This is a genomic window from Pantoea sp. PvP021 (genome assembly GCF_054056055.1).
The window spans coordinates 1252716-1276445 of record NZ_JBSRXX010000001.1 but is presented as its reverse complement, the minus strand read 5'-3'; the positions used below and the strand labels follow the sequence as shown (position 1 = coordinate 1276445).

23 protein-coding genes are annotated in these 23730 nt (G+C 57.0%); 15 read left to right on the top strand and 8 right to left on the bottom strand.

Going from position 1 to position 23730, the window contains the following annotated elements; genetic code table 11:
* Nucleotides 1-139: 139 nt before the first annotated feature.
* The 4 genes from dinI to grxB form a co-directional block, all read right to left on the bottom strand.
* Nucleotides 140-385, bottom strand: coding sequence for a DNA damage-inducible protein I (gene dinI / locus ACVKSX_RS05855; RefSeq protein ID WP_010246395.1), 246 nt, complete (start codon nt 383-385; stop codon nt 140-142).
* A gap of 62 nt (nt 386-447) precedes the next feature.
* A complete protein-coding gene (pyrC, locus tag ACVKSX_RS05850; protein ID WP_163762923.1) occupies nt 448-1491 on the bottom strand; it encodes a dihydroorotase in 1044 nt (347 codons plus the stop codon).
* 683 nt (nt 1492-2174) lie between these two features.
* Nucleotides 2175-2738, bottom strand: coding sequence for a lipoprotein (locus tag ACVKSX_RS05845; protein ID WP_010246390.1), 564 nt, complete (start codon nt 2736-2738; stop codon nt 2175-2177).
* Between the two features lie 114 nt (nt 2739-2852).
* Nucleotides 2853-3500, bottom strand: coding sequence for a glutaredoxin 2 (gene grxB / locus ACVKSX_RS05840; protein WP_354438480.1), 648 nt, complete (start codon nt 3498-3500; stop codon nt 2853-2855).
* 299 nt (nt 3501-3799) lie between these two features.
* On the opposite strand from grxB, the gene rimJ reads away from it, so the two are divergent.
* The 4 genes from rimJ (at nt 3800) to murJ (ending at nt 7628) form a co-directional block, all read left to right on the top strand.
* Nucleotides 3800-4390: a ribosomal protein S5-alanine N-acetyltransferase gene (gene rimJ, locus ACVKSX_RS05835; protein WP_010246386.1), complete on the top strand. Its 591-nt coding sequence runs from the start codon at nt 3800-3802 to the stop codon at nt 4388-4390.
* Nucleotides 4391-4406: 16 nt separating this feature from the next.
* Nucleotides 4407-5045 (top strand): YceH family protein, encoded by a 639-nt coding sequence (locus ACVKSX_RS05830; RefSeq protein WP_187511872.1) that lies wholly within the window; start codon nt 4407-4409, stop codon nt 5043-5045.
* A gap of 1 nt (nt 5046) precedes the next feature.
* A complete protein-coding gene (locus ACVKSX_RS05825; RefSeq protein ID WP_132498401.1) occupies nt 5047-5967 on the top strand; it encodes a Gfo/Idh/MocA family protein in 921 nt (306 codons plus the stop codon).
* A 122-nt stretch (nt 5968-6089) separates the two neighbouring features.
* Nucleotides 6090-7628: a murein biosynthesis integral membrane protein MurJ gene (murJ, locus tag ACVKSX_RS05820; RefSeq protein WP_010246379.1), complete on the top strand. Its 1539-nt coding sequence runs from the start codon at nt 6090-6092 to the stop codon at nt 7626-7628.
* Between the two features lie 306 nt (nt 7629-7934).
* Here murJ and flgN read toward each other — a convergent pair whose 3' ends face one another.
* From flgN to flgA, 3 genes are all read right to left on the bottom strand, one after another.
* Nucleotides 7935-8366, bottom strand: a complete 432-nt coding sequence (gene flgN, locus ACVKSX_RS05815) for a flagellar export chaperone FlgN (RefSeq protein WP_010246377.1) — start codon at nt 8364-8366, stop codon at nt 7935-7937.
* A 5-nt stretch (nt 8367-8371) separates the two neighbouring features.
* Nucleotides 8372-8680: a flagellar biosynthesis anti-sigma factor FlgM gene (gene flgM, locus ACVKSX_RS05810; protein WP_010246375.1), complete on the bottom strand. Its 309-nt coding sequence runs from the start codon at nt 8678-8680 to the stop codon at nt 8372-8374.
* A 104-nt stretch (nt 8681-8784) separates the two neighbouring features.
* Nucleotides 8785-9444: a flagellar basal body P-ring formation chaperone FlgA gene (gene flgA, locus ACVKSX_RS05805; protein WP_010246373.1), complete on the bottom strand. Its 660-nt coding sequence runs from the start codon at nt 9442-9444 to the stop codon at nt 8785-8787.
* A 155-nt stretch (nt 9445-9599) separates the two neighbouring features.
* Between flgA and flgB the strand changes: the two genes are divergently transcribed.
* The 11 genes from flgB (at nt 9600) to flgL (ending at nt 19571) form a co-directional block, all read left to right on the top strand.
* Nucleotides 9600-10013 (top strand): flagellar basal body rod protein FlgB, encoded by a 414-nt coding sequence (gene flgB, locus ACVKSX_RS05800; protein ID WP_009090882.1) that lies wholly within the window; start codon nt 9600-9602, stop codon nt 10011-10013.
* Nucleotides 10014-10015: 2 nt separating this feature from the next.
* Complete coding sequence (gene flgC, locus ACVKSX_RS05795; RefSeq protein ID WP_013357440.1) at nt 10016-10420, top strand: flagellar basal body rod protein FlgC; 405 nt, start codon at nt 10016-10018, stop codon at nt 10418-10420.
* A gap of 12 nt (nt 10421-10432) precedes the next feature.
* The gene (gene flgD, locus ACVKSX_RS05790; RefSeq protein WP_061901582.1) at nt 10433-11107 is read left to right on the top strand and encodes a flagellar hook assembly protein FlgD; all 675 of its coding nucleotides are present in this window, start codon (nt 10433-10435) and stop codon (nt 11105-11107) included.
* Between the two features lie 26 nt (nt 11108-11133).
* A complete protein-coding gene (flgE, locus tag ACVKSX_RS05785) occupies nt 11134-12390 on the top strand; it encodes a flagellar hook protein FlgE (protein ID WP_033766926.1) in 1257 nt (418 codons plus the stop codon).
* A gap of 20 nt (nt 12391-12410) precedes the next feature.
* Nucleotides 12411-13166 (top strand): flagellar basal body rod protein FlgF, encoded by a 756-nt coding sequence (locus tag ACVKSX_RS05780; RefSeq protein WP_010669843.1) that lies wholly within the window; start codon nt 12411-12413, stop codon nt 13164-13166.
* Between the two features lie 17 nt (nt 13167-13183).
* Nucleotides 13184-13966, top strand: a complete 783-nt coding sequence (gene flgG, locus ACVKSX_RS05775; RefSeq protein ID WP_003849881.1) for a flagellar basal-body rod protein FlgG — start codon at nt 13184-13186, stop codon at nt 13964-13966.
* Between the two features lie 60 nt (nt 13967-14026).
* Nucleotides 14027-14737 carry a flagellar basal body L-ring protein FlgH gene (locus ACVKSX_RS05770; RefSeq protein ID WP_029518984.1) on the top strand — a complete coding sequence of 237 codons (711 nt, stop codon included), beginning with the start codon at nt 14027-14029 and terminating at the stop codon, nt 14735-14737.
* A 9-nt stretch (nt 14738-14746) separates the two neighbouring features.
* The gene (locus ACVKSX_RS05765) at nt 14747-15856 is read left to right on the top strand and encodes a flagellar basal body P-ring protein FlgI (protein WP_010669845.1); all 1110 of its coding nucleotides are present in this window, start codon (nt 14747-14749) and stop codon (nt 15854-15856) included.
* Nucleotides 15856-16818 (top strand): flagellar assembly peptidoglycan hydrolase FlgJ, encoded by a 963-nt coding sequence (gene flgJ / locus ACVKSX_RS05760; protein WP_111533670.1) that lies wholly within the window; start codon nt 15856-15858, stop codon nt 16816-16818. Before ACVKSX_RS05765 ends, flgJ begins: the two co-directional genes overlap by 1 nt.
* A gap of 123 nt (nt 16819-16941) precedes the next feature.
* Entirely contained in the window at nt 16942-18591 is a 1650-nt protein-coding gene (flgK, locus tag ACVKSX_RS05755) for a flagellar hook-associated protein FlgK (protein ID WP_010246355.1), read from the top strand.
* 14 nt (nt 18592-18605) lie between these two features.
* Entirely contained in the window at nt 18606-19571 is a 966-nt protein-coding gene (gene flgL, locus ACVKSX_RS05750; protein ID WP_033766930.1) for a flagellar hook-associated protein FlgL, read from the top strand.
* A 309-nt stretch (nt 19572-19880) separates the two neighbouring features.
* On the opposite strand, the gene rne is transcribed toward flgL, so the two are convergent.
* Nucleotides 19881-23339, bottom strand: coding sequence for a ribonuclease E (rne, locus tag ACVKSX_RS05745; protein ID WP_346457812.1), 3459 nt, complete (start codon nt 23337-23339; stop codon nt 19881-19883).
* Nucleotides 23340-23730: the final 391 nt, after the last annotated feature.

Sequence of the window (23730 nt, the reverse complement as noted above, 5' to 3'; positions counted from 1 at the left end):
GCACCTCCTGTTATGCGTGACGAGCGCAAGGATAGGGCATTGATCATTAAGAGTCTAGATGCAGGACGGGGTAAGTGCGAGAGGGGAGAAAAGATAAAAAAACCGGGTGGCGACACCCGGAAAAAAAGCACAGTGGCGGTTAATCAGTATTGAACCAGTCGTCAGCGCTTTCCCACGTCTGCTGCAGGATCTCGCTGATCTGGTCGCGCGTCTCTTTTCCACCGCCCAGCACGCTGAGATTATTGGCACTGGCATAACGTACCTTGACGTGATTGGTCGAGTCAGGGAACTGTTCATCAATGCGGCGCGATAATTCATCGCTCAACGCTTCTATCGCACCAGCAGGAAGAGGTCGGGTATTTGATACGGTAATTTCAACGCGCATAACAGCCTCCGTTTAAGATACTGTATATATTTACAGTATCAGCAGGCCGGAGGCAAGTAAAATTATGCGATGCGCCAGTTTAGTGTTTCACCCGCCAGGAACGGCACCAGTGAATGGCTGCCGAGCGCGATGGACTCTGGCACCTGCCAGGACTCACGCACCAGGGTAATCGTCCCTTCATTCAGCGGCAGGCCGTAAAAACGCGGGCCATTCTCCGAACAGAACGCTTCAAAATGTTCCAGCGCGTTCAGCTCTTCAAAAACGGTGGCGTAAGCGGGTAACGACGCTGGCGCATTAAATACCCCCGCGCAGCCGCAACTGGCCTCTTTGAGATGACGCAGATGCGGTGCTGTGTCGGTGCCGAGGAAGACGCGCGGATGACCACTCGCCACTAATTTGCGCAATGCTTCCTGATGCACGTTGCGTTTAAGAATCGGCAGGCAATAGAGGTGCGGACGAATACCGCCCACCAGCATGTGATTGCGGTTAAACATCAAATGCTGCGGGGTAATGGTCGCGCCCAGCGTCTCATCGGCGGCGGCAACATATTCTGCGGCGTCCTGAGTGGTAATGTGCTCCATCACCACTTTCAGTGCCGGAAACTGGCTGCGCAGCGGCACCATAACCGTTTCGATAAACCGGGCTTCGCGGTCAAAAATGTCGACATGCGCATCGGTGACTTCGCCGTGGATCAGCAGTGGCATACCGAGCTTCTGCATCCGCTCCAGCACGCGGGCAATGGAGGCGATATCGGTAACGCCATGGCTGGAGTTCGTCGTAGCGTGCGCCGGATAGAGCTTAGCCGCGGTAAACAGACCGGAGGTGAAACCGCGCTCAAGCTCATCAGGATCAAGCGAGTCGGTCAGATAGCAGGTCATCAGCGGCGTAAAGGCGTGTTCGGCGGGCAGCGCCGCCAGGATGCGATCGCGGTACGCTTCACCTGCTGCCACGCTGGTCACCGGTGGCACCAGGTTAGGCATCACAATGGCACGACCATTCACCGCGCTGGTATAGGGCAGGACCGTGTTGAGCATCTCATCGTCGCGCAGATGAATATGCCAGTCGTCAGGGCGACGCAGGGTAAGTTGCTGAGGTTGTGCTGTCATCAGTGAAGCTCCGGCAGAAGGGAAACAAAAGGCGTGTTTTGGCCGGGGTCTAAGCATAAGGATTCAGGCAACCGTTTGCACCTGCTTTTTATGCTGATAAAGAAAATCCGCTGCCCAACAGGGTAATGCTGGTCAGTTAAGATTAGATTCGTAAAGGCTGTCACGGTCAAACGTGGCAGCTTTTTTCCGGGCGAGCGAGCCGCAGTGCGGGCCAGTGCACCGCTGCTGCTGCCGGGCCGTCCTCGCGCCGCTCACGCGGTACCTTCGGCTTTGACGTCGTGCCGAAGAACCGTTCGGGGATCGGCCCTCCCTGGCCGGCCCCGAACTGTCCACGCTTCCCGGCGTGGACTTCTGGCCCACCGTCACGCCTCAGCGCTGCGGATAGCCCTTTCAGCAGCAGAGGCGCTCAGGCCACCACTTTCGTGCCCTTTCTGACAACATTCACTTAAGTTTCAGAGCAGGCCGGTGGCGGGCAGGGGCAGGCAATCCGCAGCGCTGAACAGAATGAGTCTGCCAGGAGAGCCCGCAGGACGCGCGCGAAAGGCGGGGCGGCACAGGATGTGCCATCCCCGGCGGTCCGTCAGGCAGGCGAATGAAGTGAAGGAACCGCGCAGCGGCGCGAGGACCGCCAGCCCCTGAGCGGCACCAGACTGCGTTGTCACCTGTCGCTTAACTGACTGGCATTACTGCGTAAAGGGAATAACCAGTTCGCCAGGTTTCACTTCCAGTCCTTTGGCAAATTTCTTCGCCAGCGACTCGCCTTTGCTGCGGTCGGCGCTGAGCACGTAAGCCGGCTTTTGATCAAAGTAGTTTTTCAGCGACTGATTCAGATAAGGCGTCAGCGTTTTCATAATGGAGGCCATTTTTTCCGGAGCAACCTGCGCATCAACAATTTCCAGATCGCGCAGATAGATTGCACCCTGCTGCTGGTCATAGACCGGCTGAGCACGCATCTTCAGTTGCATATCGGCCTGCTGCGGACCAAACAGTGACGTCACATTGATTTTAGCATTGCCAGAGAGCGTCACTTTACCTGGCTCTTCACGGCCAATCTGACTGGTCAGGTTGTTCAGGACGATGTGCGCATTAACCAGCCCGGAAACGCCAATATCTTTCTCATAGTTGTTGTGCTTCTGCAGCGCCTGGTTTACTTCCTGTTCGCTGATGGTGTATTGCGTCAGTTGATTACAGCCGCTCACCAGCAGCGCGATCAACAGGGCAGTCAGCCCGAAAAAAGCCTTTTTCATCGATCTTTATCCTGAATATCAGAGCCAATAAACAGGCCATAGCCTGCCTGAATGCATAGCGGGTGTCATCAGGAAAGAGATGAGAAACGCCGCAGCGTCTCTCATCGGGAGGGGTTAGTGAGCTATTGAGGAGAGCAGATTCACCTGGGTCTGTTTGGCCATGTTATCGCGGTAGTCAGCGACCCGGCTCGGCCAGTCGATTCCGGCCACCAGCGTCAGAGAGCGCAGCAGCGGGAAGAGATTAAAATCATCTTCGGACAGCTCGCCATTCACCGCATTGGGCTGGGCGATTAATTTGTCCAGCTTGCGCAAATCGTCGCTGACGTTTTTAATCAGGCCGGCAGAATGACTTTTCAGCGTGTCGAAATCACCGATGCTCGCCTGCTTTTTGTTGCGGAAATAGTCACGCGCCTCCGGCGTCGCAAATTCGGCAAACGCCGCCTCTGCAATGCGCGGCAGCAGCAGTTTATTGACATAGCTGTTCATGTGACGCAGCCAGTCGCCGATCGCCGGATTCAGCGCGCCGATGATCAGCGGTTCGCCATCCTGCTGATCGACATAGTGTACGATCTCCATACTTTCAGACATCGCGCTGCCATCCTGCTTCTGCAGAATGGGCGCCATTTTCTGTCCGATCAGTCGTTTCGGCGTCTCTTCATCGTCGTTGAGCATTACCACCAGCTCAACCGGTTTGTTTTTCAGGCCAAAAATCATTCGTGCTTTAACGCAGAAAGGGCAGTGGTCGTAGATATAGAGCTTCATCCTGATCTCCCGGGTTTTACAGGTTTAATGTTTAACAGAGTGAATCAATTCATCCTGCTTTCGGGCTCGTAAAAAGTATGGAAGAGATTACTCCACAGGGCAAACCTGCCTGTCAGGCGCGCTGCAGGATCCGCTGGTGATGCCGCCTGCAGCAGGGGTTATCCGCGGTGCGACCCGAGCAAAATCAGCCTCTTTATCACTAAACCGCTGTAACGTTTTACCGCAGCCCAGGCGGCGGTTATAGTGAAAGCCGGGTAATGACGGCTCATCTCTATCAGCCATTGATTTCAGGAGTCAGGATGTTTGGCTATCGTTCTGCCGCGCCCAGGGTGCGATTAACCACCGATCGGCTGGTGGTCCGTCTGGTTCACGAGCGTGATGCCTGGCGAATGGCAGATTACTACGCGGAAAACCGCCTGTTTTTAAAACCGTGGGAGCCGGTGCGTGATGACAGCCACTGCTACCCCTCGGGCTGGCAGGCGCGGCTTGGGCTGATTTCCGACATGCATAAGCAGGGTTCGGCCTTCTATTTCATTTTAATGGACAGCGATGAAACCGAAGTGAGGGGAGTGGCGAACTTCAGCAACGTGTTGCGCGGATCCTTTCATGCCTGTTACCTCGGCTATTCACTGGGTGAAAAGTGGCAGGGGCAGGGGTTCATGTTCGAAGCGTTGCAGGTGGCAATCCGCTATATGCAGCGCCAGCAGCATATTCACCGCATCATGGCTAACTACATGCCGCACAACCAGCGCAGCGGCGATCTGCTGGCGCGACTCGGTTTTGAGAAAGAGGGTTACGCGAAAGATTATCTACTGATCGACGGACGCTGGCAGGATCACGTGCTGACAGCCTTAACCCTGCGGGAATGGACGCCTGACCGGCGTGGATAATAATGAGGATGCGAGCATGAAGATGACTTTATCGGCGCAGGCGATGCGCGTGCTGGGCTGCCTGCTGGAGAAGCAGGTCACCACGCCGGAACAGTATCCGCTGTCGCTGAATGGCGTGGTGGTGGCCTGTAACCAGAAATCGAACCGCGAGCCGGTGATGGAGCTGAGCGAAAGTGAGGTACAGGATCAGCTCGATCAGCTGGAAAAACGGCATCTGATCACCGCCAGCAGCGCCGCCGGGCAGCGGGTCGTGAAATATGAGCAGCGTTTCTGCAACTCCGCGTTTGGCACGCTAAAGCTTAACAGCGCAGAAGTCGCTCTGCTGACGCTGCTGTTACTGCGCGGGCCCCAGACGCCAGGCGAGCTGCGTACCCGCAGCGGCCGTCTGCACGAGTTCAGTGATGTCAGCGAAGTTGAGCAAACGCTGGAAGGATTGATGCAGCGCGACGACAGTGCTCAGGTGATCCGTCTGTCGCGTGAACCTGGCAAGCGCGAAAGCCGCTTTATGCATCTGCTGGGCGATGAGCCTGACCAGCCGCAGGCCGCAGACGCGTCGGAAGAGCAGGGCGAACTGGCGGCGCGCGTCGCAACGCTGGAACAGCAGGTTGCAGCGCTTCAGACACAACTCACCCAACTGCTGCAACCGGAGAGCTGAGATGACCTTACGTATTGGCATGGTGGGATTAGGCGGTATCGCGCAGAAAGCCTGGCTGCCGGTGCTGTCGGCGGCGACGGACTGGACCCTGGCTGGAGCGTTTTCCCCGAACCAGGCCAAAGCCCGACCGGTCTGTGACAGCTATCGCATGCCATGTTTTGGTTCGCTGAATGAATTAGCCGCTGCCTGCGACGCGGTCTTTGTCCACAGCAGCACCGCCACGCACTATGAAGTGGTCAGGGCGCTGCTGCTGGCAGGAAAGGATGTCTGCGTCGATAAGCCGCTGGCTGAAACCCTGGAACAGGCTGAGGCGCTGGTGGCGCTGGCGGAAAAACGGCAGCGTAAACTGATGGTGGCGTTTAACCGGCGGTTTGCCCCGCGCTATCAGCAGCTACGGGCGGAGATGGCGGACGCCGCTTCTCTGCGGATTGAAAAGCACCGTAGCGACAGCGTCGGGCCACAGGATCTCCGCTTTACCCTGCTCGATGACTATCTGCATGTGGTGGACACCGCCCTCTGGCTGGGCGGGAAACCCTTTCGCCAGGTTCAGGGACGCATCGACACCAACGAACAGGGGCAGATGCTCTATGCTGAGCACCATTTCGCTGTTGAGGGCTTGTCGATTACCACCAGCATGCACCGGCGCGCAGGCAGTCAGCGCGAGCGGGTAAGCGCAGTATGTGACGGTAAGTGCATCGACATCAGTGAGATGCGCGACTGGCAGGAAGAACGGCGTGACGGGCTGCTGATTACGCCACCGCCCGCCTGGCAGAGTCATCTGACCCAGCGCGGTTTCAGCGGTGCGGCTCGCCATTTCATCGACTGCGTACAAAATCAGACGAAGCCTGAAACCAGCGGTGAGCAGGCGCTGATGGCGCAGCGTGTGGTGGAAAAATTGTGGCGTGAGGCGACGCAGGAATAACGCCTTGTAACACTCCGTGCTGGTCATTTCCCTCCGTGGCAGTAGACTGTCGCCGGGCATCTTCTGGGTGCCCGCGCTAATTCTCCTTTTTTGCCGATTCTTTTCAGGATGCGCCGTCAATTATGAATTTGTTGAAATCGCTGGCAGCGGTCAGTTCTATGACCCTGTTTTCCCGCGTACTGGGCTTTGCCCGTGATGCCATCGTGGCGCGGGTGTTTGGCGCCGGAATGGCGACCGATGCGTTCTTTGTTGCGTTTAAACTTCCCAATCTGCTGCGGCGTATTTTTGCTGAAGGCGCCTTTTCTCAGGCCTTCGTGCCCATTCTGGCTGAATATAAAAGCAAGCAGGGCGAAGAGGCGACGAAACTGTTTTTGGCTTACGTCTCGGGCCTGCTGACGCTGGCGCTGGCGCTGGTCACGGTGGCGGGCATGATTGCTGCGCCCTGGGTCATCATGGTGACGGCCCCCGGCTTTGCCGACAGTCCCGATAAGTTTGCGCTCACCAGCTCGCTGCTGCGGGTGACCTTTCCCTACATTATGCTGATTTCGCTGGCGTCACTGGCGGGTGCGGTGCTGAACACCTGGAACCGCTTCTCGGTACCGGCCTTTGCACCGACCCTGCTGAACGTCAGCATGATTGGTTTTGCGCTGTTTGCCGCGCCGCACTTCCACCCACCGGTAATGGCGCTGGCCTGGGCAGTGGTAGCAGGTGGCGTGCTGCAACTCGGCTATCAGTTGCCACACCTGAAGAAACTCGGGATGCTGGTGCTACCACGCCTGAATCTGCGTGATGCGGGCGTCTGGCGGGTCATGCGTCAGATGGGACCTGCCATTCTGGGCGTTTCTGTCAGTCAGATCTCGCTGATCATCAACACCATCTTCGCCTCGTTTCTGGTCTCAGGTTCGGTCTCCTGGATGTACTACGCGGACCGCCTGATGGAGTTCCCCTCGGGGGTGCTGGGCGTGGCGCTGGGCACCATTCTGCTGCCGTCGCTGGCCAAAAGTTTTGCCAGCGGCAACCATGATGAATATTCCCGGCTGATGGACTGGGGTCTGCGCCTCTGTTTCCTGCTGGCGCTTCCCAGCGCGGTGGCGCTGGGCATGCTCTCCGGCCCGCTGACCGTGGCGCTGTTCCAGTACGGCAAATTCACTGCCTTTGATGCACTGATGACGCAGCGCGCCCTGATCGCCTACTCCGTCGGACTGATGGGGCTGATCGTGGTCAAGGTGCTGGCTCCGGGCTTCTATTCCCGTCAGGACATCAAAACGCCGGTTAAAATCGCGATTATCACGCTGATCATGACGCAGGTAATGAACCTGGCGTTTATTGGTCCGCTGAAACACGCCGGTCTGTCACTGTCGATTGGGCTGGCAGCCTGTCTGAATGCGTCGCTGCTCTACTGGCAGCTGCGTAAGAAGAATATCTTTATGCCGCAGCCGGGCTGGAGCAGCTTCCTGATCCGCCTGCTGATAGCCGTAGTGGTGATGGCAGGTGCGCTGTTTGCCATGCTGCAGTGGATGCCAGCCTGGGAGCAGGGATCGATGCTGTGGCGGCTGCTGCGCCTGGCCGCGGTCTGTGGTGTGGGCGGCGGGGCTTACTTCCTGGCGCTGGGACTGCTGGGCTTCCGGTTGCGCGACTATGCGCGTCGCACCGCTGTGTAAAGCTTGCCGCAATAAATAAATTCAACGCGCAGGGAACAGGGGCAGAGGAGGAAAGCGTCCCGCGCCATGGACAAAAACGCCGGGAGCGTTTTTGAACAACGCAACGCGTTGGCCCGGCAACGGGCGCACCTCAGGGATGAGGTGCGTAATCGCGCGGGCCGAGCGGCCAGGGATTGGCTTTAGCGTCTTTCCGATCTGCCCCTGTTCCCTGTGCAGGCTCAATTTTAAAGCTCATCATGGTGAAGGAAAAAACGCACCAATAAAAAATCCCGCACCAGGCGGGATTTTTTTTCGCTACTTTCCGGTTCAGGCTTTGCGACTTAACGTCGCCTGGCCTTTACCCATCCCATCCGGGCCGTAAAAGGCCTGGGTCTGATGCGGCTTCAGCACGTCAAGCGCATCCTGGGTGTAGCGGATCTGGTGTTGCAGCAGCAGGCCGTTATGAACATTGGCATCCTGCAGACGACGGCTATGCTGCTGGATAGTGTCCCAGCGGCGCGCCATGTCGTTCTGACCACGATAAGGTGCCGATGTCGCCTGACTCTGTTCAGCGGTGCGGCGCATCTCATCCAGATAGTTCAGCGTACTGAGCAGCGCGCTTTTATCTTCGGTAATACGCTGCAACAGATTGCTGTTAATGTTTCCGGCTGCCAGCTGCTGCTGCTCTTCTTCCAGCACGGCTGACAGCGACGCCAGCACATCCTGCATCTTATCTAAGGTGGTCTGCAAATTACTCATGGGAACTAATTACCCTCTAAATACGCCTTGGTGTCGGCAATCAGCGCATCGGCGATTTTGCCGGTATCCATCTTCAGTTCGCCATTACGAATGGCGGTTTTCAGTTGTTCAACGCGCTCGACGTTAATATCTTTGCTGCTCGGCTGCATCAGCTGCGACTGCGCGCTGCTCAGGCTGACCTGGGCTGCTGCAGGGGTCGTGGCTGCTGCCACCGGGCTGGCGCTCTGGCGCACTTTGCTGCTGCCGGACTCACTGCTATCGCGGCTCTGTACGGTGCTGGCGGGTTTCAGAGGTTGCGTTCTGTCAATGCTCATGTTCGGGCTCCTGTACGGTCAGGGGAAGTCTGCCACCTGAATCAGAATAGCGTTATCGCTTCGTTGATTCTTCTATCGGCAGCACTACTGGCTTCTTTAACACTTTACAGCGTTATAAGAATATTCCCATCCTCGCGTACCTTACCGCTGACAATCTGGCCATTTCCCATCCTGACCCGGACCGACTGCGATCGGGCGGCGTTATTCAGCGCCTTGCCCTCACCGCTGGCGTCAAAGCCGTCACCGCTGGCAATCACCATCACATTCTGACCCGCCTTCACACGCCACGGCTGACGCAGCGTGGAGGGATTAATCGGCTGTCCTGGCTGGATATCGCGCAGCACCACGGCGTCTGCCACCGAGTCCGCATTCAGCAGGGCGCGGGCAGGCAGAGTATCGAGGCGGCCGGTCTGCAGAGTGAAATCACTCTCGCTCACGCTACTGCCCTGGCTCAGCAGCCGGTTCGCCACCAGATAGGAACCGGTGACCTGCACCTGAACCTGAATATAACGGCGGTTCTCGCCACAGTTTGCCGCCACGCTCATATTGCCCCACAACCGGCTGTTGCCGGGCAGGGTGAACTGTGGCGCCTCACAGGCTGGCCACTGTTCCTGCGGCGTGCGTACCACCACGACCATGCCATCAGCATGCTGGGCGTCACGCGCTTTAAAAAATTGATTCAGTTGTGCATTGAGATCCCCGGCGGAAACCGGCAGGGCGATCGCGACCAGCAGGCTGGTCAGCAGGGTCAGATATCGACGCATTGTGCATTTCCTCACTGATGATGGCGACGAGTGTACTCCCTTAAGAAAAATCCTTAATTGTCAAAATAGCGGTCATTTGAGGCCTTATTCAGACGATGACCCCTTGCGTTTTCAAATTAAGCTGCGAGCTCGAAATTCTCATACGCGGAGGAAACATGCTCGACAAACTGGATGCGGCGCTGAAATTTGGTACGGAGGCCCTCAACCTGCGTGCTCAACGTCAGGAGATCCTGGCGTCAAATATTGCCAACGCCGATACCCCTGGTTATCAGGCCCGGGATATCGACTTTGCCAGCGAGCTGAGTCGGGTGATGTCCAATGGTCGTGCGGAAGGCAGCAGCATGGCGTTAAAAGTCACGTCAGCTCGCCATATTGAAGCACAGACAAACGGCGTGCCATCAATGGATATGCTTTATCGCATTCCTGACCAGCCTTCTGCCGACGGCAACACCGTAGATATGGACCGTGAGCGTACGCAGTTCGCGGATAACAGCCTGAAATATCAAACCGACCTCACCCTCATCAGCAGCCAGATCAAAGGCATGATGAGCGTGTTACAAGGACAATAATTATGGCCTTGCTGAATATTTTTGACATTGCCGGTTCAGCGATGACCGCGCAATCACAGCGATTAAACGTCAGTGCCAGTAACCTGGCGAACGCCGATAGCGTCACCGGCCCCGATGGCAAGCCTTACGTGGCAAAGCAGGTGGTTTTCCAGACCGATGCGGCACCAGGCTCAGCCACCGGCGGCGTGAAAGTGGCAAGAGTCGTGGATGACCCTACACCGGCCAAGCTGGTCTATGACCCGGGTAATCCGATGGCAGATGCCAAAGGCTACGTGAAGATGCCGAACGTGGATGTGGTCTCTGAAAGCGTCAACACCATGTCGGCGTCACGCAGCTACCAGGCCAACGTCGAAGTGCTCAACACCGTGAAGTCGATGATGATGAAAACCCTGACGATCGGGCAATAACGGAGAAAAATTATGGCTATCGCGGTAGGCGTTAACGAAAGACTGGACCCCACGGTCCTTAGCTCTTCTAACACCAGTGGCACCGGCAACAATGCGCAGGATCTGCAGAATCAGTTCCTGACCATGCTGGTGACGCAGTTAAAGAACCAGGATCCCACCAATCCAATGGATAACAGCCAGCTCACCACGCAGCTGGCACAGATCAATACCCTGAGCGGCATTGAAAAACTGAATACCACGCTGGGATCGATCTCCGGCCAGATCAGCACCAGCCAGTCGCTGCAGAGCTCCACGCTGATTGGGCATGGCGTAATGGTCAATGGCGGACAGGTTCTGGTAGGCAACGGCACCACAACGCCATTTGGCGTTGAGCTGGCCTCCGCCTCAACCGGCACATCGGCCACCATTAAAGATGCCAGTGGCACGGTGATCGACACCGTCGATCTGGGCGCGCTGAGCGCTGGCGTGCACACCTTCTCGTGGGACGGCAAGCTGACAGATGGCTCTGTCGCCCCGGATGGTAAATACAGCGTTGCGATTGCCGCAAGCAATGGCAACGCACAACTGGTGGCACAACCGCTTAACTACGCCTACGTCAATGGGGTGAGTACTGCGAACAACACCACAAAACTGGATCTCGGCACCATGGGCTCCGCCACCCTTGACGACGTACGTCAGATTCTCTGATTAACCTGTAGACAGGAAACAAACACATGTCATTTTCCCAAGCGGTCAGCGGCCTTGGTGCTGCTTCAAGTAACCTTGATGTCATCGGTAACAACATTGCCAACTCCGCCACTGCGGGCTTTAAATCGAGCACCATCGCGTTTGCCGATATGTTTGCCGGTTCTAACGTCGGCCTCGGCACCAAAGTTGCTGCGGTAATCCAGAACTTTAACGACGGCGCTACCACCACGACCAGCCGTGGCCTGGACGTTGCGCTGAGCGGTAACGGCTTCTTCCGTATGACCGACAGCAGCGGCGGCGTCTTCTATTCACGCAATGGTCAGTTAACGCTGGATGCCAACCGTAACCTGGTCAACACCCAGGGTCTGAACGTGACCGGCTATCCGGCCAGCGGTTCACCGGCCACAATCCAGTCAGGTGCTAACCCGGTGGCGCTGCGTATTCCTACCGAGCAGATGTCAGCCCGCGCGACCACTACCGCCGGTCTGGTTGCCAACCTGAACTCAACGGACAAAACGCCATCTGTGGCCACCTTCTCGACGGCGAACGCAGACAGCTACAACAAGAAAACCACGGCAACCGTGTTCGACTCGCAGGGTAATGACCACGCGCTCGACATGTATTTCGTGAAAGACACCACCAGCAACAGCTGGACCGTGCGCACCATTGATGGCAACACCGGCAGTTCAGCGGGTGACTTCAGAATGGCGTTTGACACCAGCGGTAAGCTGACCAGCGTCTCTAAGCTGGATGCCACCGGCGCTGTCGTCAGCACGACTACCGATGGCACCGTCGGCCTGACACTGAACGTGGGCGGAGCCAATGGCGCAGTCGCCAATCAGCCGATCAACCTGAGCATGCTGGGCAGCCTGCAGCAGAACACCGGCGCCACCACCTTTGGCAGCCCGACCCAGGATGGTTATGCACCTGGCGATCTGACCAGCTACGCGATCAATGATGACGGCACCATCACCGGCAGCTACTCCAACAAGAAAACCCAGCTGCTGGGTCAGATTGTTCTGGCGAGCTTCTCTAACCCGGAAGGTCTGCAGTCACAGGGTGACAACGTCTGGTCTGCGTCAAGTGCATCCGGTCAGGCAGCAATCGGTCTGGCGAATACCGGCACCTTTGGTTCACTGACGGCTGGCGCACTGGAATCTTCCAACGTCGACATGAGCAAAGAGCTGGTGAACATGATCGTCGCGCAGCGTAACTATCAGGCGAATGCGCAGACCATCAAAACTCAGGACCAGATTCTCAACACGCTGGTTAACTTACGTTAATTCGCTAACAGGATTGCCATATGGATCACGCGATATATACCGCGATGGGCGCGGCCAGCCAGACGCTGGATCAGCAGGCGGTTACCGCCAGCAACCTCGCCAACGCCTCTACACCGGGTTTTCGTGCACAGCTGAATGCGCTGCGCGCCGTGCCGGTGAGTGGCTGGTCGCTGCCAACCCGTACGCTGGTCGCCGCCTCGACACCGGGCGCCGACATGAGTCAGGGCGCGATGGATTACACCGAGCGTCCGCTCGATGTGGCGGTGCAGCAGGATGGCTGGCTGGCGGTGCGTACCGCTGACGGCAGCGAAGCCTATACCCGCAACGGCAATATGCAAATCAGTCCGACCGGTACGCTGACGGTTCAGGGCAATCCTGTGATGGGCGATGGCGGTCCGATTGTGATCCCGCAGGGCACTGAAATCACCATTGCAGCCGACGGCTCGATCACCGGGCTGAATGCCGGTGATTCACCGAACGCCACGGTTCAGCTGGGCAAGCTGAAGCTGGTCAGGGCAACCGGGCAGGAGCTGCAGCGCAGTGATGACGGCATGTTCCGGCCTACTGCGTCGACGCAGGCGACCCGCGGTGCCGCGCTGCAGGCTGATGCCACCATGCAGGTGATGCCTGGCGTGCTGGAAGGCAGCAACGTCAAACCGGTAGAAACCATGGTCGATATGATCGCCAACGCCCGACGTTTTGAGATGCAGATGAAAGTCATCACCAACGTCGACGAAAATGAACAAAAAGCCAACCAGCTCCTGAGCATGGGCTAAGGCACGAGGATAACAACATGATTCGTTCTTTATGGATCGCTAAGACCGGTCTTGATGCGCAGCAGATGAACATGGACGTCATTGCCAACAACCTGGCAAACGTCAGCACCAACGGCTTTAAGCGTTCACGTGCCGTGTTCGAAGATCTGATGTACCAGACCATGCGCCAGCCGGGCACCCAGTCATCAGAACAGACAACGCTGCCATCGGGTTTGCAGATCGGTACCGGTGTACGTCCGGTGACCACTGAACGTCTGCATACGCAGGGCAACCTGTCGCAGACCAGCAACTCAAAAGATATCGCCATTAACGGCCAGGGTTATTTTCAGATTCAGATGCCGGATGGCACCTCTGCTTATACCCGTGACGGCGCGTTTCAGGTTGATCAGAACGGCCAGCTGGTGACCAACTCCGGTTTCCCGGTACAGCCAGGCATTACCATTCCGGCTAACGCCACCAGCATCACGGTGTCGCGTGACGGTGTGGTCAGCGTAACGCAGCAGGGACAGGCCCAGGCCGCGCAGGTCGGTCAGTTAACCCTGAGCACCTTTATGAATGACGCCGGTCTCGATAGCGTGGGTGAAAACCTCTACAAGGAAACGCAGGCATCGGGCGCTCCGACGGACAGCACGCCAGGCCAGAACGGCGCGGGCCTGCTCTATCAGGGCTATACCGAAACCTCGAACGTTAACGTAGCGGAAGAGCTGGTCACCATGATCCAGACGCAGCGCGCCTACGAAATCAACAGCAAGGCGATCAGTACCTCTGATCAGATGCTGGCGAAATTAACTCAGCTTTAATCCCGAACAGGGCCAGCGCGTGCTGGCCTGGATGACAGACATTAATAAGGTCGTGACGCCGTGGCGAAGCAACAGATTCTCAAGCCTGGACATTGGTTAGTCGCCTCATTGCTGCTAACTCTCAACGGATGTGCCCTGGTCCCGCGTACCCCGCTGGTCGAAGGTGCAACTACAGCGCAACCAATGCCGTCCGCGCCACCGGTGGTCAACGGCTCTATATTCCAGGGCGTCGCGCCGCTTAACTACGGCTATCAGCCGCTGTTTGAGGATCGCCGTCCACGCAACATTGGCGATACCCTGACCATTACGCTGCAGGAAAACGTCAGCGCCAGCAAGAGCTCCTCAGCCAATGCCAGCCGCGATGGCAGCAACAGCTTTGGTGTGAGCGCGGTGCCGACCGGTCTGGCAGGCCTGGTGGGTGCAGGTGGTGAAAAAGCCAACCTCAGCGCCGAAGGCAAAAATGATTTCGCAGGTAAAGGCGGCGCATCCGCCAATAACACCTTTACCGGCACCATTACCGTCACCGTGGATCAGGTGTTGTCAAACGGCAACCTGCACGTGGTCGGTGAAAAACAGATCGCCATTAATCAGGGCACGGAGTTCATTCGCTTCTCGGGCGTGGTCAACCCACGCACCATCAGCGCCAGTAACGCCGTGTTATCTACCGCTGTCGCCGATGCACGTATTGAGTACGTCGGAAATGGTTACATCAATGAGGCGCAGACCATGGGTTGGTTCCAGCGTTTCTTCCTGAACATCTCGCCGATGTAAGAGGTTTCAATGAAAAAGTTAACGCTGTTACGCGCCGGGCTGGCGCTGCTGCTGGGCGTCAGCCTGCTGGCAAAAGCCGATTTGATTCGTGATTTAACCACGGTTCAGGGCGTTCGTGATAACCAGCTGCTGGGCTACGGCCTGGTTGTGGGGCTGGATGGCACCGGTGACCAGACTACCCAGACGCCATTTACTACCCAGACAGTGAGCAACATGCTGTCGCAGCTTGGTATTACCGTTCCCACCGGGACCAACATGCAGCTGAAGAACGTGGCGGCCGTCATGGTCACCGCAAAACTGCCCTCGTTTGCCCGTCAGGGTCAGAACCTGGATGTGGTGGTCTCGTCACTGGGTAACGCCAAAAGCCTGCGCGGCGGCACGCTGTTAATGACGCCGATGAAAGGGGTCGATAACCAGGTTTATGCGCTGGCGCAGGGTAATATCCTTGTCGGTGGCGCGGGTGCGTCAGCGGGCGGCAGCAGTGTTCAGGTTAACCAGCTGAACGGTGGCCGTATCACCGGCGGTGCAACCGTTGAGCGTGAACTGCAGAGCAACTTTGGTACGCAGAACACCATTAACCTGCAGCTTAACAGCGAAGATTTCTCAATGGCGCAGCGTATTGCTGATGCTATTAACGCCCGTGGCGGCTACGGCGCAGCACAGCCGCTGGATGCCCGTACCGTGCAGATCCGCGTGTCGCCTAATAATGGTGCGCAGGTACGTCTGCTGGCTGAGATCCAGAACATTAATGTGTCTATCCCGGTTGAAGATGCCAAAGTCATCATCAACTCCCGTACCGGTTCGGTGGTAATGAACCGTGAAGTGACGCTGAATCAGTGTGCGGTCGCGCAGGGCAATCTGTCGGTGACGGTTAACCAGCAGCAGAACGTCAGTCAGCCTGATACCCCACTGGCCGGTGGTCAGACGGTGGCGACGACGCAGACTCAGATCGATCTGCGCCAGACCGGCGGTGCGCTGCAACGCGTCAACGCCAGCGCCAACCTGAACAACGTGGTGCGTGCGCTGAATGCGCTGGGTGCGTCACCTATCGAACTGATGTCAATTCTGCAGTCGATGCAGAGTGCCGGCTGTCTGCGTGCCAAACTGGAAATTATCTGATGGCTGATATGCAATCTCTGACGAGTTCGGCTTTCGACAGCCGTTCCCTGAATGAACTGAAACGCCAGGCCAGCAACGATCCGAAAGGACAAGCGTTGCAGGTGGCGCGTCAGGTCGAAGGGATGTTTGTACAGATGATGCTGAAGAGTATGCGCGAGGCGTTGCCGCAGGACGGCATTATGGGCAACGAGCAGACCAAACTCTTTACCTCTATGTATGATCAGCAGATTGCACAGGAGATGGGGAAGCGCGGCCTGGGCCTGGCGGAAACCATCGTCAAACAGATGCAGCCCGCCACCGCGCCGGATGAAAAAGCCGGTACGGTGCCGATGAAGCTGGATAACAGCTTTATTCTCAGCACCAGCGGGGCAACACCACTGCCCACGCAGCAGCTGGAGCAGATTGTGCGTAAGGCAATGCCGCGTCTGCCGCCGGTCGCTTCACCGACGGGTCTGCCCAGTGACAGCCGCGAGTTTATCGCCCAGCTGACGCAACCGGCGCAGGCTGCCAGCCAGCAGAGTGGCATTCCTCATCACCTGATTCTGGCGCAGGCTGCGCTGGAGTCGGGCTGGGGCCAGCGTCAGATCCTGACCCGCGACGGCAAACCGAGCTACAACGTGTTCGGGATTAAAGCCAGCGGCGACTGGAAAGGTGACACCACCGATATCATGACCACCGAATATGAGCAGGGCGAAGCGAAGAAAGTGCGTGCCAGCTTTCGCGTCTATAACTCCTATTTCGAGGCGCTGACCGACTACGTCAAACTCCTGACCAAAAACCCACGCTATGCGGCGGTGACGAACGCCTCAAGCGCAGAGCAGGGTGCGCAGGCCTTACAGGCGGCCGGTTATGCCACCGATCCAAAATATGCGCAAAAGCTGGTGGGAATGATTCAGCAATTCAAAAGTATGGGCGACAAAGTCGTCAAAGCTTACAGTCAGGATATGGGCGACCTGTTCTGATCATTGCGCCTCAAGTTTCACTTTAGCAAGCCGATAACATCCCTATAGCCAGAAGCGTTTTCGCCTGCTGGCGCCCACTTTGATGTCTGCCAGCCCGGTTGACGGGGAACGTAAGGAACCGAGATGTCCAGCATAATTAACTCCGCGATGAGCGGATTGAGTGCCGCGCAGGCCGCTCTGAGCACCACGAGTAACAACATTTCCAATTACACCGTGGCGGGCTATTCACGTCAGACCACGGTACTGGCGCAGGCGAACAGTACCCTGCAGGGCAATAGCTATTATGGTAACGGCGTGAATATCACCGGTGTACAACGTGAATATGATGCGTTTATTGCTACGCAGCTGCGCGGTTCCAGCGCGAACTACAGCGCGGTAAGCACCCAGCACAGCCAGATTTCTAACATTGACGATCTGCTGTCGACTTCGACTACCAGCCTGTCGACCTCGCTGCAGGGCTTCTTTACCAACCTGCAGAACGTGGTCAGCAACGCCAACGATCCGTCGGCGCGTCAGTCGATGCTCAGCAATGCGCAGGGGCTGGTCAGCCAGTTCCAGACGTCAGCACAATACCTGAACAATATGCAGAACAGCGTCAATGCCGATGTCGATTCCAGCATCAAGCAGGTCAATACCCTCACCAGCCAGATTGCCGATCTGAACAAACAGATTGGCAAACTGAGCACGGCAAACGGTGCCGCACCTAACGATCTGCTCGATAAGCGCGATCAGCTGGTGAATACCCTGAATAACGTGGTTGGTGTGACGGTATCGCAGCAGGATGGCGGCTACACGGTTGCGATGGCCAATGGCCTGACGCTGGTGAACGGCGACAAATCTCACGATCTGGTGGCGATGCCCTCCAGCAGCGATCCGACACGCACTACCATCGGCTATGTCGATAAGCAGGCGGGCAACGTCGAGATCCCGGAAAAGCTGATCACCACCGGTTCGCTGGGCGGTCTGCTGGCGTTCCGTACTCAGGATCTGGATCTGGCACAGAACCAGCTGGGTCAGTTAGCGGCGGCGTTTACCACCAGCTTCAACGATGTCCACAAGCAGGGCTTCGATAGCAAAGGCAATCAGGGCGTCGATTTCTTTAATATCGGCAGCCCGATCGTGGTGGGCAACAGTAAAAACAGCACCGCCGCGTCCGTCACCGCTGAGTGGACCGATACCAGTGCACTGAAAGCATCCAATTACACCGTGAGTTATGACGGCAATAACTGGACCGCGACCCGCGCCTCAGACAGTACGGCCGTTACCATCACGCCAGGTACCGATGCCAGTGGCAACACCACGCTGAGCTTTGACGGTCTGAAACTGACCGTCGCCGGCACGCCTGCACCTGCTGCCAAAGACAGTTTCCTGGTGAAGCCGGTCCAGAACGCCATCAACGATATGTCAGTCGCAATCACCAGTGAATCGCAGGTGGCCGCCGCGGGTGCTGTCGGTGGTGAGAGTGATAACCGTAATGCGCAAAAACTGCTGAATCTGCAGGATGTGAAACTGGTCGGCGGCAACGCCACGCTGTCTCAGGCCTACGCCACCATCGTCAGTAGTGTGGGTAACAAAACCAGTTCACTGGAAACCACCAGCACCACTCAGAAAAGCGTGGTCAGTCAGCTGACCCAGCGCCAGCAATCGGTCTCTGGGGTAAACCTCGATGAGGAGTACGCCAACCTGACCAAATATCAGCAATATTACATGGCCAATGCGCAGGTGCTGCAGACTGCCAGCACCGTGTTTAATGCATTGATCAATATTCGCTAAGGGCAGGAGATAACATGCGAATCAGTACCAATATGATTTTTGAGCAGCAGGTGCGTGGCATCACTGACTCACAGGCCTCCTGGCTGAAATCAGGCCAGGAGCTCTCCAGCGGCCGCCGTGTGAATAATCCTTCGGACGATCCGATTGCCGCGTCTCGTGCTGTCGTGTTGTCACAAACCCAGCAGCAGGGAAAGCAGTATGCGCTGGCGCGTACCTTTGCCGAGCAGGGTCTGTCACTGGAAGAGAATACGCTGAAAGGTGTCACCGATGGGATCATTGCTGCGCAAGGGCTGATCGTCAACGGTTCAACCGGTACGCTGAGCGACGATGACCGTGGTTCGATTGCTACCCAGCTGGAGGGTATCCGCGCCCAGTTGCTGAACCAGGCAAACAGCCAGGATGCCAATGGCCGCTATATTTTTGCCGGTTATAAAACTGACAGTGCGCCATTTGTGGATGCGGCAGGCACCGGCGTCGGCTATGCAGGCGGCACCGAGGCGATCACTCAGAAGGTCGATACCAGCCGTACCATGACTGTGGGCCATACCGGTGACAATATCTTTATGGCGATCTCCGGCAATGCCACCAAAGAGCCGGATGGCAGCGCCAGCGAAACGAATGTGTTTAAGATGCTGGATAGCGCCATTGCTGCGCTGAAAGTGCCGCAGGATGATGCTGACGCCGCAACCAAACAGACCTTCCAGGCGGCGATGGATAAAACCAACCGTGGCCTGGGTAACTCGCTGAATAATGTCTTAACCGTGCGTTCTGAGATTGGTACCCAGCTTTCAGAGATCGATACGCTGAATGCCCAGGGCGATGACCGTAGTGTGATTTACAGCTCGCAGATGAGTGACCTGGTTAACGTGGATTTAACCGAAGCGGCTTCTAACTACACCATGCAGCAGACGGCATTACAGGCGTCCTATAAGACCTTTACGGACATGTCTAAGATGTCGCTGTTCCAGATGAACTCGTAGTCTGACCTGAAATTTTGAGCGTACTTTAACCGGATGCGCTTACTTTTTCCCACCCTCCCGCTAAAGGAGGGTGGGATTTTTTTGCCTGCGATTCAGCCGGTGGCGGGAACCATAGAAATTAGACCGGGTTGATTTACAGCGACAGGCTGCTCGCATAACAGACCTGCTTTCACGCCACACACGCACTTTCCTGATTCCTGATAAGCGAGGAGGGGAGGTTAATTATCCTCTGTCCGCTGGCGGGCAGAATCGCAGGCATAAAAAAACCCCGGCTTGCAGGCCGGGGTTCAGTTCACAACAGCTTATGCGTTACGGCTTGGTCGCCGGGGCTGTGGCATGATGTGTGGCGCTATGACCACCCGCAGAACCGCGACCGTCGAACTCATACGGTGCACGCACCCAGTCACTGTGCGGTGCCGGTTCTGACTGCCAGACTGGCGCAGGCGCTTTAGTCATCGGCGCAGAGGCAAAATGCTTCCAGCGCGTACCGTCATTCGGCACTGAGGCAGTTGCAGGCTCGGATGCCGTTGCAGGCACTGATGCAACAGGTTCGGCCGCAGTCACCGGTGCTGCAGGGGCGACATCGCGTGCGGCTACCGGAGCATGAGGTTCACGAACTGGCGCTGTTTCAGCTTCAGCAGCGACCGGCGCATTCAGAACTTCTTCAACTTCTGCTGCGATCGCTTCGCTGACGTCGGTAGCCGATTGCTCAGCAACCTCTGCAGGCTGTGCTTCTTCTGCAACCTCTGCAGGCTGTGCAGTCTCAACCGCAGGTGTCACAACCGGCGCTTCGGTGACAGGCTCAGCAGGCACGGCTTCGGCTGCTACCGCTTCCGCTTTTGCTTCATCTGCCGCCGGAACAACGGAGGGCTGCTCGTCAACCGGCGCGTCGATAGCACGGGTGTCGTCAGTGTTCACGACCGGCACTGGCGTTTCTGCCTGCGGCTCGGCCTGTTGCACTGGCGCCTCCTGAGCAACAGACTCAACAGCGGCAGCAACGGGCAGCGCACTGGTGGCGTCTGCTGTCTCTTCGCGGTTGTACGCTGGCGTCTCGTGAGTCACATTCTGAACCTGCTCTTCGCTGGCCTGGCTCACCGGGTAACGGATCCAGACTTTACCGGATGCCATCTCTGGTGATGCAGCTGCAGCGGCCAGCGGCATTGCTGACTGAGTCGGATAACGCTCATCACGGTAACGACGACGACGCTGTCCGCTGACGCGCAGATGACGAGGCGAACGACGTGAACGACGCGGCATATTGGCGTTATCACGGTTGTCGTTGTCATCCTGCTCTTCACCCTGCGGTGCCTGGAACTCAGGCTGCGGCTGAGCCACGTCTGTCTGCTGAGGCTGACGCACTTCAGCCGGCTGGGCAAAGTCGCTGGCTTCGGCTGGCATAGGTGGACGGTTATCATCAACACGCACCTTCTGGTTCAGCTGACGCGGCTTGCGACGCGGCATAACCTGTACGCGCTCATCATCCTGCGGCTCGGTCACGTCCGGAACGTCGGCTACCACTACCGGCTGCTCAGCCACTTTGGCGGCTTCTTCACCGGCGCGTTTCTCTTCCTGACGACGACGCTGACGCTCAGCACGCTGTTCACGGCGCTGTTGCTGCTGCTCATCACGCTGCTGGCGCGCTTCTTCGCTCAGTGCCGGACGCTCTTCACGCACTTCACCAGCCTGGGACTGACGCTTGTTACGGCGATTATCGTTACCCTCGCGCGGCTCGCGATTTTCACGTGGCTCGCGACTTTCGCGCGGTTCACGACTTTCACGAGGTTCGCGGTTTTCACGAGGCTCACGGTTTTCGCGTGGTTCACGGCCTTCACGCGACTGCGCGTTATCTCCGTTGCGCGGCGTACGCTCACGACGATTATTGTTACGACGGTTGTTATTGTTGTTGCGGCGCTCGCCACGGCCGTTGCCGTTTTCCTGCTCGCTTTCAGGCGCTTTCTGCGGTTCTGCAACCTCAGTGGCCACGGGTGCAGCGGCAGGGGCTTCTTCGCCTGCGAACATTTTTTTCAGGCCACCAAGCAGACGGCCAAAGAAGCCGGTGCTGACGGTAGCAGGCGCAGCCACAGCAGGTGCTGCTTTTGCGGCTGGCTGGGCTTCAGCGCGTTGCGCTTCTGGCTCAACTTCTACCGGTGCCGGAGGCGCATCAGGCATTACAAACGCGGCCAGAGCAGGCTGCTCAGGACGACGACGTTCAGCATGTTCCTCTTCCGACGGCATCGCCATTTCGGCTTCATGCAGCTTCGGCAGATGATAGCTCAGGGTCTGCGTCTCTTCGCCTTTGCGCACGCGCAGCACGGAGTAGTGTGGGGTCTGCATCTTGTCATCAGGAACGATGATAGCCCGCACGCCACCCTGGCGTGTTTCAATAGCGTTAACCGCTTCACGTTTTTCATTCAGCAGGTAAGAGGCCACCTGAACCGGAACAATGGCGTGAACTTCTTTGGTGTTGTCTTTCAGCGCTTCTTCTTCAATCAGACGCAGGATCGACAGCGCCAGTGACTCGTTATCACGGATGGTGCCGGTGCCGCTACAGCGTGGGCAGACGTGATGACTGGATTCACCTAATGACGGGCTCAGACGCTGACGGGACATCTCCAGCAGGCCGAAACGTGAAATGTGGCTGATCTGAATGCGGGCGCGGTCCTGACGGACAGCTTCACGCAGACGATTCTCAACCGCGCGCTGATGGCGTACCGGCGTCATATCGATGTAATCGATAACGATCAGGCCGCCCAGGTCACGCAGACGCAGCTGACGAGCAATCTCATCGGCCGCTTCAAGGTTGGTGTTGAACGCCGTCTCTTCGATATCACCGCCGCGTGTTGCACGTGCTGAGTTGATATCGATAGCGGTCAGCGCTTCGGTACTGTCGATCACAATCGAGCCACCGGAAGGCAGGCGGACTTCACGCTGGAAAGCGGATTCGATTTGCGATTCGATCTGATAGTGGCTGAACAGCGGGATTTCACCGGTGTAGAGCTTAATTTTGCTGCTGAAGTCCGGACGGCCCAGCGCAGCGATATGCTGACGCGCCAGTTCCAGTACTTTCGGGTTATCGATAAGGATCTCACCGATGTCCTGACGCAGATAGTCGCGGAAGGCACGCACAATCACGTTACTTTCCTGATGGATCAGGAACGGAGCAGGGCGGTTTTCAGCGGCTTTCTTGATCGCTTCCCAGTGTTTTAGACGGAAGCTTAAATCCCACTGCAGCGATTCGGCTGATTTACCGACGCCCGCAGTACGGACAATCAGGCCCATGCCTTCCGGCAGTTCCAGCGCCGACAGGGCTTCTTTCAGCTCGGTACGATCGTCACCTTCGATACGGCGAGAGATACCGCCTGCACGTGGGTTGTTCGGCATCAGTACCAGATAGCTGCCCGCCAGAGAGATAAAGGTGGTCAGCGCAGCGCCTTTATTGCCGCGTTCTTCTTTATCGATCTGAACAATGACTTCCTGACCTTCACGCAGCACGTCTTTAATATTCGGACGACCATGCGCGTTATAGCTGGAGGGGAAGTATTCGCGGGAGATTTCTTTTAACGGGAGGAAACCGTGACGCTCTGCGCCGTAATCGACAAACGCAGCTTCAAGGCTGGGTTCAATGCGAGTGATTTTACCTTTGTAAATGTTGGCTTTTTTCTGCTCGTGTCCAGGACTTTCAATATCCAGATCGTACAGACGCTGACCGTCAACCAGGGCAACGCGCAACTCCTCCTGCTGAGTTGCGTTTATTAACATTCTTTTCATCGTGACTTACTCGTTATTCTTTCATGAGTGATTACAGCTGCGGGCATAGTTACCCTGGACGAGTATCAACCGATGGCCCCGTGACTTAGTGCAATGTCGTCAACCTCACGGCTGTCGACCGCGCGAGGGGCGCAAATAACGTCGGTGGCCTGTTTTTCATAAGGGAAAACAGCACCAGATAGTGGAAATGCCTGAGAGAATAAAGAAAACCCGTGCATCCCATACTGTTGTCCAGGCCGCAACCCGCAGCCCGCTAAGTGCCTGATTTCGCATTACGTCTTACGCCATTGCTGCGTGTCTGCTCAATCCGGCAAAATGACAATTTCGCTCTTTTTCTGCCCTGAAATGGTTCAGGTAAGAAACTCAAGCATTATTCCATTGCTAACCTTCA

Bases quoted from the DNA above. Each gene is read 5' to 3' on its own strand.
- rimJ (WP_010246386.1), top strand. From the start codon at position 3,800: ATGTTTGGCTATCGTTCTGCCGCGCCCAGGGTGCGATTAACCACCGAT.
- ACVKSX_RS05780 (WP_010669843.1), top strand. From the start codon at position 12,411: ATGGATCACGCGATATATACCGCGATGGGCGCGGCCAGCCAGACGCTG.
- ACVKSX_RS05765 (WP_010669845.1), top strand. From the start codon at position 14,747: ATGAAAAAGTTAACGCTGTTACGCGCCGGGCTGGCGCTGCTGCTGGGC.
- dinI (WP_010246395.1), bottom strand. From the start codon at position 385: ATGCGCGTTGAAATTACCGTATCAAATACCCGACCTCTTCCTGCTGGT.
- flgE (WP_033766926.1), top strand. From the start codon at position 11,134: ATGTCATTTTCCCAAGCGGTCAGCGGCCTTGGTGCTGCTTCAAGTAAC.
- flgC (WP_013357440.1), top strand. From the start codon at position 10,016: ATGGCCTTGCTGAATATTTTTGACATTGCCGGTTCAGCGATGACCGCG.
- ACVKSX_RS05825 (WP_132498401.1), top strand. From the start codon at position 5,047: ATGACCTTACGTATTGGCATGGTGGGATTAGGCGGTATCGCGCAGAAA.
- flgL (WP_033766930.1), top strand. From the start codon at position 18,606: ATGCGAATCAGTACCAATATGATTTTTGAGCAGCAGGTGCGTGGCATC.
- pyrC (WP_163762923.1), bottom strand. From the start codon at position 1,491: ATGACAGCACAACCTCAGCAACTTACCCTGCGTCGCCCTGACGACTGG.
- flgB (WP_009090882.1), top strand. From the start codon at position 9,600: ATGCTCGACAAACTGGATGCGGCGCTGAAATTTGGTACGGAGGCCCTC.
- grxB (WP_354438480.1), bottom strand. From the start codon at position 3,500: ATGAAGCTCTATATCTACGACCACTGCCCTTTCTGCGTTAAAGCACGA.
- ACVKSX_RS05830 (WP_187511872.1), top strand. From the start codon at position 4,407: ATGAAGATGACTTTATCGGCGCAGGCGATGCGCGTGCTGGGCTGCCTG.
- flgA (WP_010246373.1), bottom strand. From the start codon at position 9,444: ATGCGTCGATATCTGACCCTGCTGACCAGCCTGCTGGTCGCGATCGCC.
- ACVKSX_RS05845 (WP_010246390.1), bottom strand. From the start codon at position 2,738: ATGAAAAAGGCTTTTTTCGGGCTGACTGCCCTGTTGATCGCGCTGCTG.
- flgJ (WP_111533670.1), top strand. From the start codon at position 15,856: ATGGCTGATATGCAATCTCTGACGAGTTCGGCTTTCGACAGCCGTTCC.
- flgD (WP_061901582.1), top strand. From the start codon at position 10,433: ATGGCTATCGCGGTAGGCGTTAACGAAAGACTGGACCCCACGGTCCTT.
- flgM (WP_010246375.1), bottom strand. From the start codon at position 8,680: ATGAGCATTGACAGAACGCAACCTCTGAAACCCGCCAGCACCGTACAG.
- flgN (WP_010246377.1), bottom strand. From the start codon at position 8,366: ATGAGTAATTTGCAGACCACCTTAGATAAGATGCAGGATGTGCTGGCG.
- rne (WP_346457812.1), bottom strand. From the start codon at position 23,339: ATGAAAAGAATGTTAATAAACGCAACTCAGCAGGAGGAGTTGCGCGTT.
- flgG (WP_003849881.1), top strand. From the start codon at position 13,184: ATGATTCGTTCTTTATGGATCGCTAAGACCGGTCTTGATGCGCAGCAG.
- murJ (WP_010246379.1), top strand. From the start codon at position 6,090: ATGAATTTGTTGAAATCGCTGGCAGCGGTCAGTTCTATGACCCTGTTT.
- flgK (WP_010246355.1), top strand. From the start codon at position 16,942: ATGTCCAGCATAATTAACTCCGCGATGAGCGGATTGAGTGCCGCGCAG.